General features: G+C 59.9%; 17 protein-coding genes and 1 tRNA gene. 9 read left to right on the top strand and 9 right to left on the bottom strand.

The window, feature by feature from the left end; translation table 11 throughout:
* Window positions 1–58 precede the first annotated feature (58 nt).
* From K3759_RS12240 to K3759_RS12215, 6 genes are all read left to right on the top strand, one after another.
* Window positions 59–1,999 (top strand): AsmA family protein, encoded by a 1,941-nt coding sequence (locus tag K3759_RS12240; RefSeq protein ID WP_259982166.1) that lies wholly within the window; start codon window positions 59–61, stop codon window positions 1,997–1,999.
* 96 nt (window positions 2,000–2,095) lie between these two features.
* Window positions 2,096–3,328, top strand: coding sequence for a tryptophan synthase subunit beta (gene trpB / locus K3759_RS12235; RefSeq protein ID WP_067625961.1), 1,233 nt, complete (start codon window positions 2,096–2,098; stop codon window positions 3,326–3,328).
* A 435-nt stretch (window positions 3,329–3,763) separates the two neighbouring features.
* Window positions 3,764–4,012, top strand: a complete 249-nt coding sequence (locus tag K3759_RS12230) for a tryptophan synthase subunit beta (RefSeq protein WP_259982165.1) — start codon at window positions 3,764–3,766, stop codon at window positions 4,010–4,012.
* A 51-nt stretch (window positions 4,013–4,063) separates the two neighbouring features.
* Entirely contained in the window at window positions 4,064–4,330 is a 267-nt protein-coding gene (locus K3759_RS12225; RefSeq protein ID WP_259982164.1) for a tryptophan synthase subunit beta, read from the top strand.
* 39 nt (window positions 4,331–4,369) lie between these two features.
* On the top strand, window positions 4,370–4,636 hold the full coding sequence (locus tag K3759_RS12220; RefSeq protein ID WP_259982162.1) for a tryptophan synthase subunit beta: 267 nt from the start codon (window positions 4,370–4,372) through the stop codon (window positions 4,634–4,636).
* Window positions 4,637–4,838: 202 nt separating this feature from the next.
* The gene (locus tag K3759_RS12215; protein WP_259982160.1) at window positions 4,839–5,372 is read left to right on the top strand and encodes a LuxR C-terminal-related transcriptional regulator; all 534 of its coding nucleotides are present in this window, start codon (window positions 4,839–4,841) and stop codon (window positions 5,370–5,372) included.
* A gap of 16 nt (window positions 5,373–5,388) precedes the next feature.
* On the opposite strand, the gene K3759_RS12210 is transcribed toward K3759_RS12215, so the two are convergent.
* The 8 genes from K3759_RS12210 to trpA form a co-directional block, all read right to left on the bottom strand.
* Window positions 5,389–5,967, bottom strand: a complete 579-nt coding sequence (locus K3759_RS12210) for a DUF4893 domain-containing protein (RefSeq protein WP_259982159.1) — start codon at window positions 5,965–5,967, stop codon at window positions 5,389–5,391.
* A gap of 2 nt (window positions 5,968–5,969) precedes the next feature.
* Entirely contained in the window at window positions 5,970–6,353 is a 384-nt protein-coding gene (locus tag K3759_RS12205) for a DUF2237 family protein (protein WP_259982157.1), read from the bottom strand.
* Between the two features lie 16 nt (window positions 6,354–6,369).
* Window positions 6,370–7,545, bottom strand: coding sequence for a serine hydrolase (locus tag K3759_RS12200; RefSeq protein ID WP_259982155.1), 1,176 nt, complete (start codon window positions 7,543–7,545; stop codon window positions 6,370–6,372).
* A gap of 79 nt (window positions 7,546–7,624) precedes the next feature.
* Complete coding sequence (gene pth, locus K3759_RS12195; protein ID WP_259982153.1) at window positions 7,625–8,323, bottom strand: aminoacyl-tRNA hydrolase; 699 nt, start codon at window positions 8,321–8,323, stop codon at window positions 7,625–7,627.
* 178 nt (window positions 8,324–8,501) lie between these two features.
* Complete coding sequence (locus K3759_RS12190; protein ID WP_243261152.1) at window positions 8,502–9,158, bottom strand: 50S ribosomal protein L25/general stress protein Ctc; 657 nt, start codon at window positions 9,156–9,158, stop codon at window positions 8,502–8,504.
* A 114-nt stretch (window positions 9,159–9,272) separates the two neighbouring features.
* On the bottom strand, window positions 9,273–9,893 hold the full coding sequence (locus K3759_RS12185; protein WP_243261151.1) for a hypothetical protein: 621 nt from the start codon (window positions 9,891–9,893) through the stop codon (window positions 9,273–9,275).
* Window positions 9,887–11,077, bottom strand: a complete 1,191-nt coding sequence (locus tag K3759_RS12180) for an alpha-hydroxy acid oxidase (protein ID WP_259982150.1) — start codon at window positions 11,075–11,077, stop codon at window positions 9,887–9,889. Before K3759_RS12180 ends, K3759_RS12185 begins: the two co-directional genes overlap by 7 nt.
* A 136-nt stretch (window positions 11,078–11,213) precedes the next feature.
* Window positions 11,214–12,005, bottom strand: coding sequence for a tryptophan synthase subunit alpha (gene trpA / locus K3759_RS12175; RefSeq protein ID WP_259982148.1), 792 nt, complete (start codon window positions 12,003–12,005; stop codon window positions 11,214–11,216).
* Between the two features lie 154 nt (window positions 12,006–12,159).
* Here trpA and K3759_RS12170 point away from each other — a divergent pair, with 154 nt between their 5' ends.
* Window positions 12,160–12,351 carry a hypothetical protein gene (locus tag K3759_RS12170; RefSeq protein WP_067261693.1) on the top strand — a complete coding sequence of 64 codons (192 nt, stop codon included), beginning with the start codon at window positions 12,160–12,162 and terminating at the stop codon, window positions 12,349–12,351.
* A gap of 59 nt (window positions 12,352–12,410) precedes the next feature.
* A complete protein-coding gene (gene ychF / locus K3759_RS12165; RefSeq protein WP_243261148.1) occupies window positions 12,411–13,508 on the top strand; it encodes a redox-regulated ATPase YchF in 1,098 nt (365 codons plus the stop codon).
* 88 nt (window positions 13,509–13,596) lie between these two features.
* On the opposite strand, the gene K3759_RS12160 is transcribed toward ychF, so the two are convergent.
* On the bottom strand, window positions 13,597–13,899 hold the full coding sequence (locus K3759_RS12160; RefSeq protein ID WP_259982147.1) for a hypothetical protein: 303 nt from the start codon (window positions 13,897–13,899) through the stop codon (window positions 13,597–13,599).
* A gap of 434 nt (window positions 13,900–14,333) precedes the next feature.
* Between K3759_RS12160 and K3759_RS12155 the strand changes: the two genes are divergently transcribed.
* Window positions 14,334–14,423, top strand: a tRNA-Ser gene (locus tag K3759_RS12155).
* The last annotated feature ends 85 nt before the right edge of the window (window positions 14,424–14,508 follow it).

Raw genomic sequence — 14,508 nt, 5'->3', positions numbered from 1 at the left:
GGGGCTATAAGGCAAGCAAACGGGCGGGGGAAGAGCCGCCGGGCAGGAGGAGAGAGCCATGAGATGGATTATTCGGGGCATCGGCGCGCTGTTGCTGATCGTTGTGATCATGCTGGGGGCGCTGTTCTTGCTGCCCGGCGAACGGATCGCGCGGATCGCTAGTGACCAACTCAGCCGGATGACCGGGCGCGAGGTGTCGATCACCGGAGATGTGGATGTGACGCTCTGGCCGGTGCTGGGGGTGACCGCTGGCGGGCTTGAGGTTGGCAATGCTGACTGGACCGATAAGGGCGCGATGCTGACGGCGGCCAATGCGGCGATCGGGGTGGATGCGGGTGCGCTGCTTCGTGGTGAGATACGCATTACCAATATCGCGGCGCAAAGCCCGGTGATCCGGTTGGAGCAACGCCGCGACGGGCGGGCAAGCTGGCAATTCACCGACAGCGCCAGCGGCGCGCAGATTGAGACAGAGAGCGAGCCGACCTCCAATAGGCGGCCCCTAAGCATCCAAAAACTGACGGTGACAGATGCCACGCTGATCTATGACGCGGAAGGGGCCGATGTGCTGCGTTATGAAGGCGTCGATCTGGAACTTGATTGGCCCGAGCGGGGCGGGGCGGCGGATATTACTGCCAGCATGGCGTCGGCGGGGGAAGCGGTGCAGCTTACCGCGCGGATCGACGGCTTTGCGGATTTTCTCGAGGGCGGCGTGCAGCCCTTGCGTGCGGATGTCGCGACGCGGGGCGGCGAAGTCTCTTTTGACGGGCGCGGATCGCTTAACGGTGCGCTGGCGGGCGACCTGCGGATCGACAGCGCGGATACGGCGCGGTTTCTAGCATCCTTTGGTGCGGGCGGTGTCACGCTGCCGCGGGGCTTGGGGCAGTCGGTCGATCTGCGCAGTGGGCTAACGCTGACGGCAGATCGGCGCTTGGCGCTGCGCAATATCGCGCTGGATTTGGGAGGCAACAGCCTGACCGGGCAAGCCGATCTGGCGCTGAACGGCACACCGAGGATCACCGCAAACCTGCGCACCGGGGCGCTGGACCTCTCGGCCCTGTCGGAAGACGGTGCCGAAACGAATGGCAGCAGCAGCCCAATGGAGGGCGACGGCATGGAGGGCTGGTCCCGGCAAGAAATCAACGTGGACTGGCTTGCCGCTTTTGACGGCGACATCGCGCTGAGCGCGGAAAGCATTGATCTGGGGCAACTCGACCTCGGCCCCACACGGGCCGTGCTGCGCAACGACCGCGCGCGGATGGTGTTCGAACTGCAGGATATGAGCGCCTATGGCGGCAAGGTCGCCGGTGAATTCGTGATGAACAACCGCAGCGGCCTATCCGTGGGGGGCAAGCTGAGGGCGCAGGGCGTGCAGATGCGCGACCTGTTGGAGGATGCCGCCGGAGTGACGCGCTTTACCGGGGACGGGACTGCGGAGGCGTCGTTCCTCGGCTCCGGGCAATCGGTGGATGCGATCATGCGCTCGCTCAATGGCAGTGGGACGCTGACCATGGGGCGCGGCACGATTGCCGGGATCGATCTGGACGCGCTCTTGGGGTCGGTCGATGCCAAGGGCGGCAGTACGGTGTTCGATTCCGTGGAGGCGAGTTTTGACATTGCCGGGGGCATCCTGCGCAATGACGATCTGCTGATGCTGCTGCCGAACTTCAACGCGACCGGGGCAGGGCAGGTCAATCTGGGCGCACGGACGCTCGACTATACCGTCACGCCAAAGGCGCTGCGCGTCAATGCGTCGCGCGGCGGGCTGGCGGTGCCGGTGCGGATCAGGGGGCCTTGGGCCGACCCTGAGATCAAGGCCGATCTGCGCGCTGCGATTGATCTGAACTTTGCCGAAGAAAAGCAGCGGGCTGAGGATGTGGTGCGCCAGAAAATCCAAGAAGAGTTGAACATCGCGCCGGATGACAGCCGCTCGACCGAGGATATCGTGAAGGATGAGCTGGAGAATGCCTTGAAACGCGAGTTGTTCAAACTCTTCGACTAGCGCGGAGCCTTGCCCGCCCGCCCTTCGCGCGAAACTCATGGTGGCGCAAGCGGGCGGGCTGCGGTAAGGCTGGCGCGACATTCTAGGAGAGGCGCAATGGCCAACGATCTTTTCAACAGCTTCATGACCGGCCCCGACGAACAGGGCCGTTTCGGCGATTTCGGCGGGCGCTTTGTCTCGGAAACGCTGATGCCGCTCATTCTTGAACTGGAAGAGCAATATGAGAAGGCCAAGACCGATGACAGTTTCTGGGCCGAGATGCATGATCTCTGGACCCACTACGTCGGCCGCCCCAGCCCGCTTTATCACGCCGAACGGCTGACCGAGCATCTGGGCGGTGCTAAGGTCTATATGAAGCGCGACGAGCTGAACCACACCGGCGCGCATAAGATCAACAACGTGCTGGGCCAAATCATCCTTGCCCGCCGCATGGGCAAGAAACGCATCATCGCGGAAACTGGGGCGGGGCAGCACGGGGTCGCGACCGCGACGGTCTGTGCCAAGTTTGGTCTGAAATGCGTCGTCTACATGGGCGCGCATGACGTGGAGCGTCAGGCGCCCAACGTCTTCCGCATGCGCCTGCTTGGTGCCGAGGTGGTGCCCGTGACCTCTGGTCGTGGCACGCTGAAGGACGCGATGAACGACGCGCTGCGCGACTGGGTGACCAATGTGCGCGACACCTTCTATTGCATCGGCACCGTGGCCGGGCCGCACCCCTATCCGGCGATGGTCCGTGATTTTCAAAGCATCATCGGCAAGGAAGTCCGCGAGCAGATGCAGGAGGCCGAGGGCCGTCTGCCCGACACGCTGATCGCCGCCATCGGCGGTGGGTCCAACGCGATGGGTCTGTTCTACCCGTTCCTTGACGACAAATCGGTCAACATCATTGGCGTCGAAGCAGGCGGCAAAGGCGTTAACGAGAAGATGGAGCATTGCGCGTCGCTGACTGGTGGCCGCCCCGGCGTGCTGCATGGCAACCGCACCTATCTGTTGCAAGACGACGATGGGCAGATCCTCGAAGGCTTTTCAATCTCGGCGGGGCTCGACTATCCGGGCATCGGGCCAGAGCATTCGTGGCTGCACGATATTGGCCGCGCCAAATACGTCTCGATCACCGACCGTGAGGCGCTGGAGGCGTTCCAGCTGTGCTGTTCCCTTGAAGGCATCATTCCGGCGCTGGAGCCCAGCCACGCGCTGGCGCATGTGATGAAGATCGCGCCTGAACTGCCCAAGGACCACCTGCTGGTGATGAACATGTGTGGCCGTGGTGACAAGGATATCTTCACCGTCGCCCGCGCATTGGATTTCGATATGGGTGAATTCGCCTAAAACCGCCTCCGAATCTGAGCCGAATTTGACGGGCCTGCGTGAGAACGCGGGCCCGTTTTGCTTTCGCTGTCACAAAGTTTGAGATTTGCGCATAAACTTTGGGAAGGGGGTGAAGTTCTTTCCAGAAAGAGCACGAAAAAACTTTCCCAATGAGAATAGAACAGCTAGCCTTTCTCTACCGACAGCGCGCCTGCCTGCGAAACCCGGTTTCACCCTTACAGGCTTGACGCTAAGGAATCCTCCCGTCGTTTTTTGCTTTGCAAAGGCACCGTAAACCAAAGTTTATGATGCTCCTACAGGGGTTTAGATCGGACGATTTAAACCCGAGGCTGATAGCCAATCCCCCCTCGAATGCCCTTTTCCCTGTCATCCCAACGACGCCGCGTCACTGATGATCGGCGCGCAACCCACCCCGGGACTGAAAAGGAACACGATATGAAAAACGCATTCGCAACCGCTGCATTGATCTTCGCTACAGCAGGCACCGCCGCTATCGCTCAAGGCATGGAAGGCCAGCAAGTTGGCTATAACGCGGATAACACAGACGCTGCTTATTCCACACGCAACGTCACATCCGACGCTCTGAGCTTTGATGATCTGCGCGCCGAGAAACCTGCCGAAGCGACCGCGACCGTATTCGTGACCACCGAAGACGCACAAAAAGATGGCCGCTTCGTCCGCTAGTCGCGACCGACGGCTCCTCCCCCTAACTTTCCTCCCCGAAAGGCTACGACAATGAAAATGACACTCGCAACAACCGCCCTGATCCTCGCCACAGCAAGCACCGGTGCTTTCGCTCAAGGCATGGAAGGCCATCGCATCGGCTATAACGACAAGACCGACAATGGCGTTTCCTATTCCAGCCGCAGCGAAGCTGTGGATGAGACCAAACTCGACGTCTTCAAAGACGGTATTCTGCGCGCGGAAGACCTCTCCGACATCACGATCACCGTCTTCCCGACCGCGCAAAGCGACGAGTCCGTGAACCGCTTCCCGCGCTAATCGCGGACCAAACCCAACTTTCCCCCGAAAGGACACGACATGAAAAAGACACTCGCAACAACCGCCCTGATCCTTGCCACAGCAGGTTCCGCCGCTTTCGCACAGGGCATGGAAGGTCACCGCATTGGCTATCACGATCAGACCAACGCAGGCGTCTCCTACTCCAGCCGCAGCGAAACCGTGGATGAGGCCAAACTCGAAAACTTCAAGAAGGGCAACCTGCGCGCAGAAGACCTGTCCGATGTGACCATCACCGTCTTCCCCGCCACTCAAAGCGACGAGTCTGTGAATCGCTTCCCGCGCTAATTTCGACCTGCTGCCTGATAGGGGCGGCGCTGAAAGACTCTTTCGGTCAGTGAATTGACTTAAGAACTGGCCTCAAGAAATTGCACTCGCCCTTTGGGGCGGGTGCCAAATCACTAAGGGTTGATCGTGGCGCATGGCCGCCATCCCTTGCACTTCGGTGTGCCGCGGTTAAATACGGCGGATACTAAGGCAAGGCTTCACCATGAATAATAAGAAAAAAATCGCTCTGTGGGTTATCGCCGCTCTACAGTTTAACGCCACTGTGTATTTCGTGCTCGTTTTTGCATTGGAAGGGCGCGGTGTGACGTTTTTGGGGACACCGCTCGCTGATATTGGACCGAACAAGGGAATTCAGGTTCTGGGCCTGATCCTCGGGGTCATTCTGGGCTGGATCGCCCTGCGGATGAGCCTTCAACGTGCTGAGCGGGCAGAGACGGCCCTGCGCCATTGCACGGTGGAATTCGCTGACGTGCTCGAAGAACACTTTCGCGAATGGCACCTCACCCCGGCTGAACGGGATGTGGCGATTTTTCTGACTAAGGGTTTGAATACACGGGACATTGCTGAGATGCGCGGCACCTCTGAAGGGACCGTGAAGGCGCAGACCAATGCGATCTATCGCAAGGCCGGCGTTACCGGGCGGACGCAGCTTTTGAGTACATTTATCGAAGACTTGATGGACGACGCGCTGATGCCGCGCCCCAAGTCCAAGCTGCACCTCTGCCATGCGGCCTAAGGGCGGCGTGGCGCCTTTAGCGCGTCAATTCCAGAATATCGAAATCGCTTTCCACCGCTGGTAACGGAAACAGCAGCCGGGCCCGTGTCGAGCTGATCCGCTGGAACACCGCTACATCGCTTTGCACCTTACCACCCGATGAGAAATCTTCGGGCAGGTCGGCATAGTCGGGCGCTGTTTCACCATTCACATAGCCCACGCCAGCATAAACCGCGCGGCCATCGCGCAGGGTAATCTCCCCGCGGGTCAGCTGCGATCCCGTCAGCTTTTCAAAGGCGAAACCGCGATCGGTGGCGGTAAAGCGGCATTTGAACGGGGAATAGACAACAAGTGGGCTGATCCCGCCGAGCTTGATCGTGCGGCAAGACCAATCGCCCTGCAGATCGGCCGAGAAAGCGACCTGCGGTTCGCCCGACAGCGCGCGCGTCAAAGCGGTTACATCCTTAGCCTCGCTTGCGGCAAGTGCCTGCATCACGGCATTTCCAAAGGCCGCATCAAGGTTATCCAGCCGCGCGCTGTCGGCGGGGCGTAGCGTTGTTTCGGCCCAAGAGGTGGCCGGGAGAAGCAGCAGGAAGGGCAGGAGGCACAGGCGCATGGTTACCCCTCGCTCTGGTCGATGGCATGGTCGCGCAGTACCTCCAGCGGCACGATATCGAGCGCGCGCAGATGTGTGGCGGCCAAGTGGACCCGTGGTGCGCAGCCCTCATCAGCGGCCTGCAAAAAACGCGCAGCACAAAGGCACCAAGGATCACCCGGCTTGAGCCCGGCAAAGCCAAACTCGGGGCGCGGGGTGCTGAGGTCGTTGCCGACGTATTTGGAATAGGCCAGAAACTCGGCCGTCATTACCGCGCAGACCGTGTGGCTGCCCTGATCCTGCGCGCAGGTGTTGCAATGTCCATCACGGAAGAATCCCGTCACCGGGTCAGTCCCGCAGATCACAAGCGGCTGGTTCAGGACGTTAATGCTGCTGTCGGGTGTCATATCTTGCCTTTCTGCCTTAGGTCCCGCCTGAGACGGAGGCCGCGATTTCGCGGAAAATCTCAATGTTCTGCTCTGAAACGCCGGCTTCACGGAATTTGCGGTCGGCGGCGTTGGTGGCGATGACCACATCGCGGGCGGTGTCGACATAGATGTACTGCCCATAGATGCCGCGCGCCATATATTCCCCCTCTGCTGCGCCCACGGGGACCCACCATTGGTAGCCGTATCCGATCTGCCCCTCCGCAGTGGGGGCGGTGGGGCTGGTTGATGCTGTCACCCAGTCTTCGGGCACGACCTGCTTGCCGTTCCATTGCCCACCTTGGGCGTACATCTGGCCAAAGCGGGCATAGTCGCGCGTGGTCATGTTCAGCCCGCCCAAGACAAAGGCGGTGCCTGAACCATCAACGATGTAATAGGGCGCATGTTCCAGCCCCAAGGGCGCAATGACCTTTTCGCTCAGCAACTCCGGAATACCGCGCCCGGTGGCTCCGCGCACCACCATGCCGATCACATGGGTATCGATCGAGACATACTGCCATTGGCTGCCGGGTTCCGCGAAAGTCTCGGTCAGTTCGGCAGTGAAGTCATCCAGCCTGCCGCCCAAGGCCACGACCCGGCCCATGCGGTTGATGTCAGAATCATAGTCAAGATAGTCCTCGTCAAAAGTGACGCCGCTGGCCATATGCAGCACATTGCGTAGGCTTGCCCCGTCATAGGCGCTGCCCTCGAGATTAGGCGCATATTTCGTGACCGGATCGTCAAGGGATGCGATCTTGCCTTCGTCCAGCAGGATGCCCACCAAGGCGGAGAGATAGCTTTTCGCCACCGACCAGCTTATCCGGCGATCTTCGGGGCCGGTGCCCTTAAAATAATTCTCATAGACGATGGCGCCGTCTTTCAGCACCACCAGCGCGGTCACATCGCGGGCGGCGATCCAGTCATCGACCGTTTCGGGCAATTCGGTCTCGGGGCCGTAGGGCAGCTCGCTCGTCAATCCATCCCCGCGCGAGACGGAGACCGAGAGGAAGGCACCATCCATATGGCTGAAGTTGTGCACGATCTTTTCCTCCGAGAACAATGAGTTCACGGCGAGCAGGCGCGCAATCTCTTCGCGCTTCCAGAGCCCGATGACGACCGCCGCCACCAAAAGCGCCAGCAAGACCCGGCCAAGCCATTTTCCGAATGTACGCATGATGTCCCCTCAATATTGACCTGAGTGAACCACGCGGCGCGGGCGGGGACCAGCCCGACATTGCGTCAGGCGGAATTGCTCAGCGGAAGCGATCCATCAACTTTTGCAGCGGCGACTGTGGCTCGGCCTCCGGCTCGGGCTTGCTGGAGGCGGGCTTTGGCGAGGCTTCTGCGGGTTTCTGTGGGCCTTTGCTTCCGGTTCCCGAACGGGGCGGGGTCACGCGTAGGGCCACGGCATTCATAAACCGCCCCGTATCGCCTCGCGCCAGATCGGCAGCGCCGTCTGAAATCCCGCGCAGCACATCGTCCAGCCAGCCTTCGTCAGCCTTGGGAAAATCGCGTAGCACATAGCCCGCCACCGCGTCCTTATGGCCGGGGTGGCCAATGCCGAGACGCACGCGGTCATAGTCAGCGCCGATATGCGCATGGATCGAGCGCAGGCCGTTGTGGCCCGCATGGCCGCCGCCGGTCTTGCATTTGACCTTGCCGGGGGCGAGGTCGAGCTCATCGTGAAAGACGATCACATCGCCCGCGTCGATCTTGTAGAACTTCATCGCCGCCTGCACCGATTGGCCGGAGTTGTTCATAAAGGTCTCAGGCTTGAGCAGCACCGCCCGGTCAGAGCCGAAACGCCCTTCGCTGACGCTGCCCTGAAACTTGCCCTTCCACGGGGCAAAGCCGTGATCGTCGGCAATGCGGTCCAGCGCCATGAAGCCGATATTGTGGCGATTACGGGCGTATTTGCCGCCCGGATTGCCAAGGCCGACGATGAGTTTCATGGGCTTTCTCCTGTGGTTCGGTGGAGTTTAACAAGCGGGGCAGGGGGATGGAATGGCCTGCTGGGTATCGGAATTTTTTGAAAATTCCGTAGTGATTTCTTTTAAAGAAATCACCGTTTAAACGCAAAACGGGGCCGCGTGATGCGACCCCGTTCCAGCAGTGCCTTGCGACAGATGCTTATTCTTCACCGTCGGGCGGGCCCATTTCGGTTGTTGGCACTTCGTCTGCCGCAGTTTCGTCCTCGTCGTCATCCGACGCGGACAGACCGGCAGGAGCCGAAACCGTAGCGACAACGAAGTCGCGGTCGATCGTGGGCTTGGCACCTTCGGGCAGATCAACACGGCTGATGGTCGCGCTGTCGCCGATCTCAAGACCAGTGACGTCGACGGTCACGAACTCAGGGATGTCCGCAGCAGTCACGACCAGTTCAACTTCCGGACGGACCAGAGTGAGCACGCCACCCTTTTTCAGGCCGGGGCATTCTTCTTCGCCTTTGACTTCGACGTTGATGAACAGGTTGATCTTGGTGGTCCGCTTCAGGCGCATCAAGTCGATGTGTGTGGGCAGGTCTTTGACAACGTGGCGCTGAACGTCGCGGCAGATCACACGAACGTCGTCGTGGCCTTCAACCTTGAGGTTGAACAGAGTCGCCTTAAAGCGGCCCTGACGCAGACGGGTCAGTAGCTTGTTGAATGGGATGTTGATCGGCAGCGGCTCTTTGTCGCCACCAAATACAATACCAGGAACCATGCCGTCACGACGTGCTTGGCGAGCGGCGCCCTTGCCTGTCCCCGCGCGTACCTGGGCTTCAAGATCAGGAATCTCTCCGGCCATTTTAGTCTCCAAATTTGTTAGGGCGGGAATCCTCCAAGGCTGTATTCCCGCGTGAAGCCGCGCGTATAGACCGGTTTTGTCCGGCTGGAAAGGGCAAAAGGGCCGGGAAGCCCGCTATTCCTGTGGCGTATGCAGGTAGCCATCCGCGGCCATCAGCCGGTCATAGAGGGCGAACTCCTTGGCTCGTGCAGCGCGCAATTGGGATTCGACGTTCCCTGACAGTGGCGCGGGCAGATCAGGCGAGACGTTCTTCGGCTTCAGTTTGATCTCACGTCCCAACCGCTCGGCCAGGAAGTCGCGGAAGGCGGGCTGACGTTCGTAGGCAAAAAGGTGCTGCACCAGCAGGTCGTCCTGGTCGGATGTCAGAAAGGAAAATTGGCTGCCGATCTGCGCGCGGGGCGGGGGCGTGTCTGAGATAACCTCAAGGGCGAATTCCTCGAATGTCAGGCCCTTGGTGCTCAGCTTTTTGCCATCAAGCCGGGGCTGGCTGCGATAACGATACCAGCTGCGGATTTGCTCTACAGGATCGCGCATCACGGCCAGTGGTTCGGGCGAGGCCGAGAAGGTCTCTTGCAGGAAGGGCAGCACGCGCCGCTGATAGCGCAGCGCGGTGAGATGTTTGCGGCTGCGCGAAAAGACAATCTCGGCTTCGGGTTTCAGCGCCATTTCCACGGCGGTGGTCCCGGTTTTCGGCGTGGCGAGAAAGGTCAGTTCGCGGCTGAGAAAGATCAGCATTTGGCGGGATCACGCGGCCATTCCTGCCAATCGCCGCTAAAGTTACGTGGGATCAACAGGTTATGGCGTCCAAGGTTGGCGACCTGTGTCTCGCCGCAAAGCGCCATGGTCAGGTCCAGTTCGCGGTGGATCACCTCCAACGCGCGGGTCACGCCTTGCTGGCCCATCGCGCCCAGCCCATAGATGAAGGCGCGTCCGATATAGGTGCCTTTCGCGCCCATCGCCATGGCCTTCAGCACGTCCTGACCCGACCGGATGCCGCCATCAAGGTGCACTTCGATCTGGTCGCCGACCGCGTCGAGGATCTCTGGCAGCATGCGGATCGAACTTAGCGCCCCGTCCAACTGTCGCCCGCCGTGGTTGGAGACGATAATCGCATCCGCCCCGACCTTCAGCGCCATCCGCGCATCCTCGGCATCCAGAATGCCCTTGAGGATCACCTTGCCGCCCCATTGCTCTTTGATCTTAGCAATTTTGTCCCAATCGAGCGACGGGTCAAACTGCTCTGCCGTCCAGGCACCAAGGTCGGCGTTGTCGGTCACCCCATGCACATGGCCGACGATATTGCCGAAATGCCGCCGCTTCGCGCCCAGCATTTCGATCCCCCAGCCCCATTTGGTGGCAAGGTTGGCGAGTGTTTTGGCCGTGAGTTTGGGCGGAGCCGACAGGCCATTTTTCAGATCCTTATGCCGCTGTCCAAGGATTTGGAGGTCGAGTGTGATGACGAGGGCTGAGCAGTTAGCGTCTTTCGCCCGCTGGATCAGGCGGCTGACGTAGTCCTGATCGCGCATGGTATAGAGTTGAAACCATAAGGGTTTCGTCGTCGCCTCGGCCACGTCTTCGATGGAGTTGATTGACATGGTCGAGAGGGTGAAGGGCACGCCAAAGGCTTCTGCTGCCCGAGCGGCTTTAATCTCCCCATCCGCGCATTGCATGCCGGTCAGCCCAACCGGAGCAAGTGCCACCGGCATGGCCACATCTTCGCCGATCATCTGGGTTGCTGTGCTGCGGCCCGACATATCCACCGCGACCCGCTGGCGCAGGCGGATTTGGTCAAAATCACTGCAATTCTCGCGAAAGGTCTGCTCCGTCCAACTGCCCGATTCCGCGTAATCGTAGAACATCCGTGGCACGCGCCGTTGGTAGATACGCTTGAGGTCGTCGATGTTGGTGATGACGGGCATGGGCCACCTATGTTGCATGGGTCAACTTTGGGTAGCAAGTGGCGGGGGACTTGGCAATTGTGAAGGGCGTGGAAGCGACAAAGCCCGCGCGGCCAATAGGGCAGCGCGGGCTTTAGTTCGTCTCTTTAAAATAGGCTTACGCTGAATGCGCCCCATCGGCGAGGGCTTTGACGAAAGCCAAAACATCCTCGGTGCTGTCGCCATTGGCAATGCGGTTCACGATGGCCGAGCCGATCACCACACCGTCAGCCACTTCCGCGATGGCACGGGCTTTTTCGGGGGTGTTCACGCCAAAGCCCACGATCACCGGCAGGCCGCTGGCCTTTTGGATGCGCTTAACTTCAGGGGAAACATCCGTAGCATTAGCCTCGGCCGAGCCGGTGATGCCGGTGATCGAGACGTAATAGACAAAGCCAGAGGTGTTTTGCACGACGCGGGGCAGGCGTTTGTCATCGGTGGTCGGCGTGGCAAGGCGAATGAAGTTCAGCCCGGCGTCCTGCGCGGGCAGGCATAGTTCGATGTCTTCTTCGGGTGGCAGGTCAACCACGATCAACCCGTCGATGCCGGCATCCTTGGCTTCGGTTAGGAATTTCTCAACACCCATGGAATAGATCGGGTTGTAATAGCCCATCAGCACGATCGGTGTCGTGTCGTCATTCTCGCGGAAGGCGCGGACCATTTCGAGCGTGCGGTTCAGCGTCATGCCCCCTTCTAGGGCGCGTTGACCGGCAAGCTGGATCGTGGGGCCGTCGGCCATTGGATCGGTGAAGGGCAGGCCAAGTTCGATGATATCCACCCCGGCGGCTGGCAGGCCGCGCACGATCTCAAGGGAGCGATCGAAATCCGGGTCCCCGGCCATGACATAGGAGACAAACGCCTTTTTGCCGCGGGCGCGGAGGTCTTCGAATTTGGCGTCGATACGGGTCATGTGGCTTGCCTCATTTGGTGCTTTCCTCGGCAATGCCGAATGTGGCGGCGAAAATCAATCCACCGCGGGGCAGGGGGCGGCAAAATTCCCTGATCAAGGCCGTTTCGCGCGTTGCGCCCTTCCATTTGGCGCAAAGCCTCCTATCTCATGGCGCATGAATTATGTACTCGCCCTTTTCCTGCCGCCGCTGTCGATCCTTTTGATCGGACGGCCGATCCTGTCCATCGTGGTGTTCCTGATCTGGCTGCCCGCGATCATCTTCTCAGGCGGGCTGACACATCCGATGTTCATCCTGCTGGCGTGGATCTTGATCTATCAGGCGCATCAGGACCGCCGCGCGCGCTGAGCCTTGCGCTTTGCCCCGGCTACCCCTAACACACGCGCAGCTTTTATAGGGGTATCGTCATGGGTTTCAAAATGGGCATCGTCGGTCTGCCGAACGTCGGCAAATCGACCCTTTTCAACGCGCTGACCCGCACCGCAGCGGCACAGGCGGCGAATTTTCCGTTCTGCACGATCGAGCCCAATGTCGGCGAAGTGGCCGTGCCCGACGCGCGGCTCGACACGCTGGCTGAAATCGCCAAGTCGAAAAGCATCATCCCTACGCGCATGACTTTTGTCGATATCGCTGGTCTGGTGAAGGGCGCGTCGAAGGGCGAAGGCTTGGGCAATCAGTTCCTCGCCAACATCCGCGAAGTCGACGCTATCGCCCATGTGCTGCGCTGCTTTGAAGACGGGGATGTCACCCACGTCGAAGGCCGCGTGGACCCGGTGGCGGATGCCGAAACGATCGACACCGAACTGATGCTGGCCGACATTGAAAGCATCGAGAAACGCTTGCAAAATATCGTGCGCAAAGTGCGCGGCGGCGACAAGGAAGCGGTGCAGCAGGAACGTCTGATGCGCATGGCGCTTGAGGCATTGGAAGCTGGCAACCCCGCGCGCGTGGTTGAGGTAGACGAAGATGACGCCAAAGCATGGCGGATGCTGCAACTGCTGACCACGAAACCGGTGCTCTACGTCTGCAACGTAGGCGAGGCGGAAGCCGCTGAAGGCAACGCGCATTCCGCGAAAGTGGCCGAGATGGCCGCAGCGCAGGGCAATTCGCATGTCGTAATTTCGGCCCAAATCGAAGAAGAGATCAGTCAGCTAGAGGCCGAAGAGGCCGAGATGTTCCTCGAAGAGATGGGGCTGAAAGAGGCCGGTCTCGATCGTTTGATCCGTGCTGGCTATGAGTTGCTGCATCTTGAGACCTACTTCACCGTCGGCCCCAAGGAAGCGCGTGCTTGGACGATCAAATCCGGCACCTCTGCTCCGAAAGCGGCTGGTGTGATTCACGGCGATTTCGAAAAGGGATTCATCCGGGCCGAAACCATCGCCTATGACGACTTCGTAAGTCTGGGTGGAGAAGGTCCTGCCAAAGAGGCGGGCAAGATGCGCGCGGAAGGCAAAAGCTACATCGTTAAAGATGGCGACGTGCTGCACTTCCTTTTTAACACCTGAATATCTTTTTGCGTGGGTCGCAGGGCCCACGACCATAAAAAGCCCGGCAGCCTGCGCTGCCGGGCTTTTTCGCTGGGAGGCTAACAGCTTATTTGCTGTCGTTGCCGGGGCCGAAACCACCGTAGACATAACCTTCACCGGGGCTGCGCAGAGCGTTGCGCGTGCTCAGCACCGTGTCATCGTTCTTGGCTGTGTCGGCAGTGTTCAGCATGATGTCATTGGCGCGTGTCGACTCGCCTGTGGTCCGCATGCGGTCATTGTTGCCATAGACGTCGTTTGTTTCAACAGAGGCCGATGTGTCCAGAAAGATGTCGTTGTAGCGGCTGGAGTTATCCGCAACGGCGGCGGTGGAGATCAAAGCGGCGGCGGCTGTTGTAAGAATAAGTTTCATTATCTGTTCCTTCGGGTTTGTCTAATTTCGCATGATTGCGATGTCATCGTTTGTGGTGAAGTAACGGCCCTCGGCGTGGGAAAGTTTCGGCTCTGCAGCGAGATTGAGTGGAAGCTTGGGTGTCTAAGGGTGATGAAAGCGAGGGTTGGGGTCTGAAATCCTATGATAACAGGGGGATAGAATGGATTTTTCCGGGCTTCACATGTCATTCACGCTCCCGTGTAAGTTGCTACAGGGGCGCTTGATTGCCGGAAAACAGCACCGAATTGCATCCCGTCTGAGGCGTCTTTCTGCAGAGCAGCACCGTAGCCTGAGCTTATCCACACCCGAAAAACCGCACCCGTTGGGCCGGACAAGCGGGACCCGGAGAAAATGCGAAATTTCTGGCCAATTTCGCCTTGTCACTCGGGCGCGACCTCTCTAAACGGGTCGACGGAGACGTGGCCGAGTGGTCGAAGGCGCTCCCCTGCTAAGGGAGTAGGCCCGGAAGGGTCTCGAGGGTTCGAATCCCTTCGTCTCCGCCATACCCGCCTTAAACCTCGGCGTCTTGCCCTGCGTTCCGGCCTGTCATCAATCCCAATTCCACCCACCGTACGCCTGTTACGCGAA

The sequence above is a fragment of the Sulfitobacter sp. W027 genome (assembly GCF_025143985.1).
Lineage (GTDB): Bacteria > Pseudomonadota > Alphaproteobacteria > Rhodobacterales > Rhodobacteraceae > Sulfitobacter.
The sequence above is the reverse complement of the archived record's forward strand: the minus strand, read 5'-3'. Positions and strand labels throughout refer to the sequence as shown.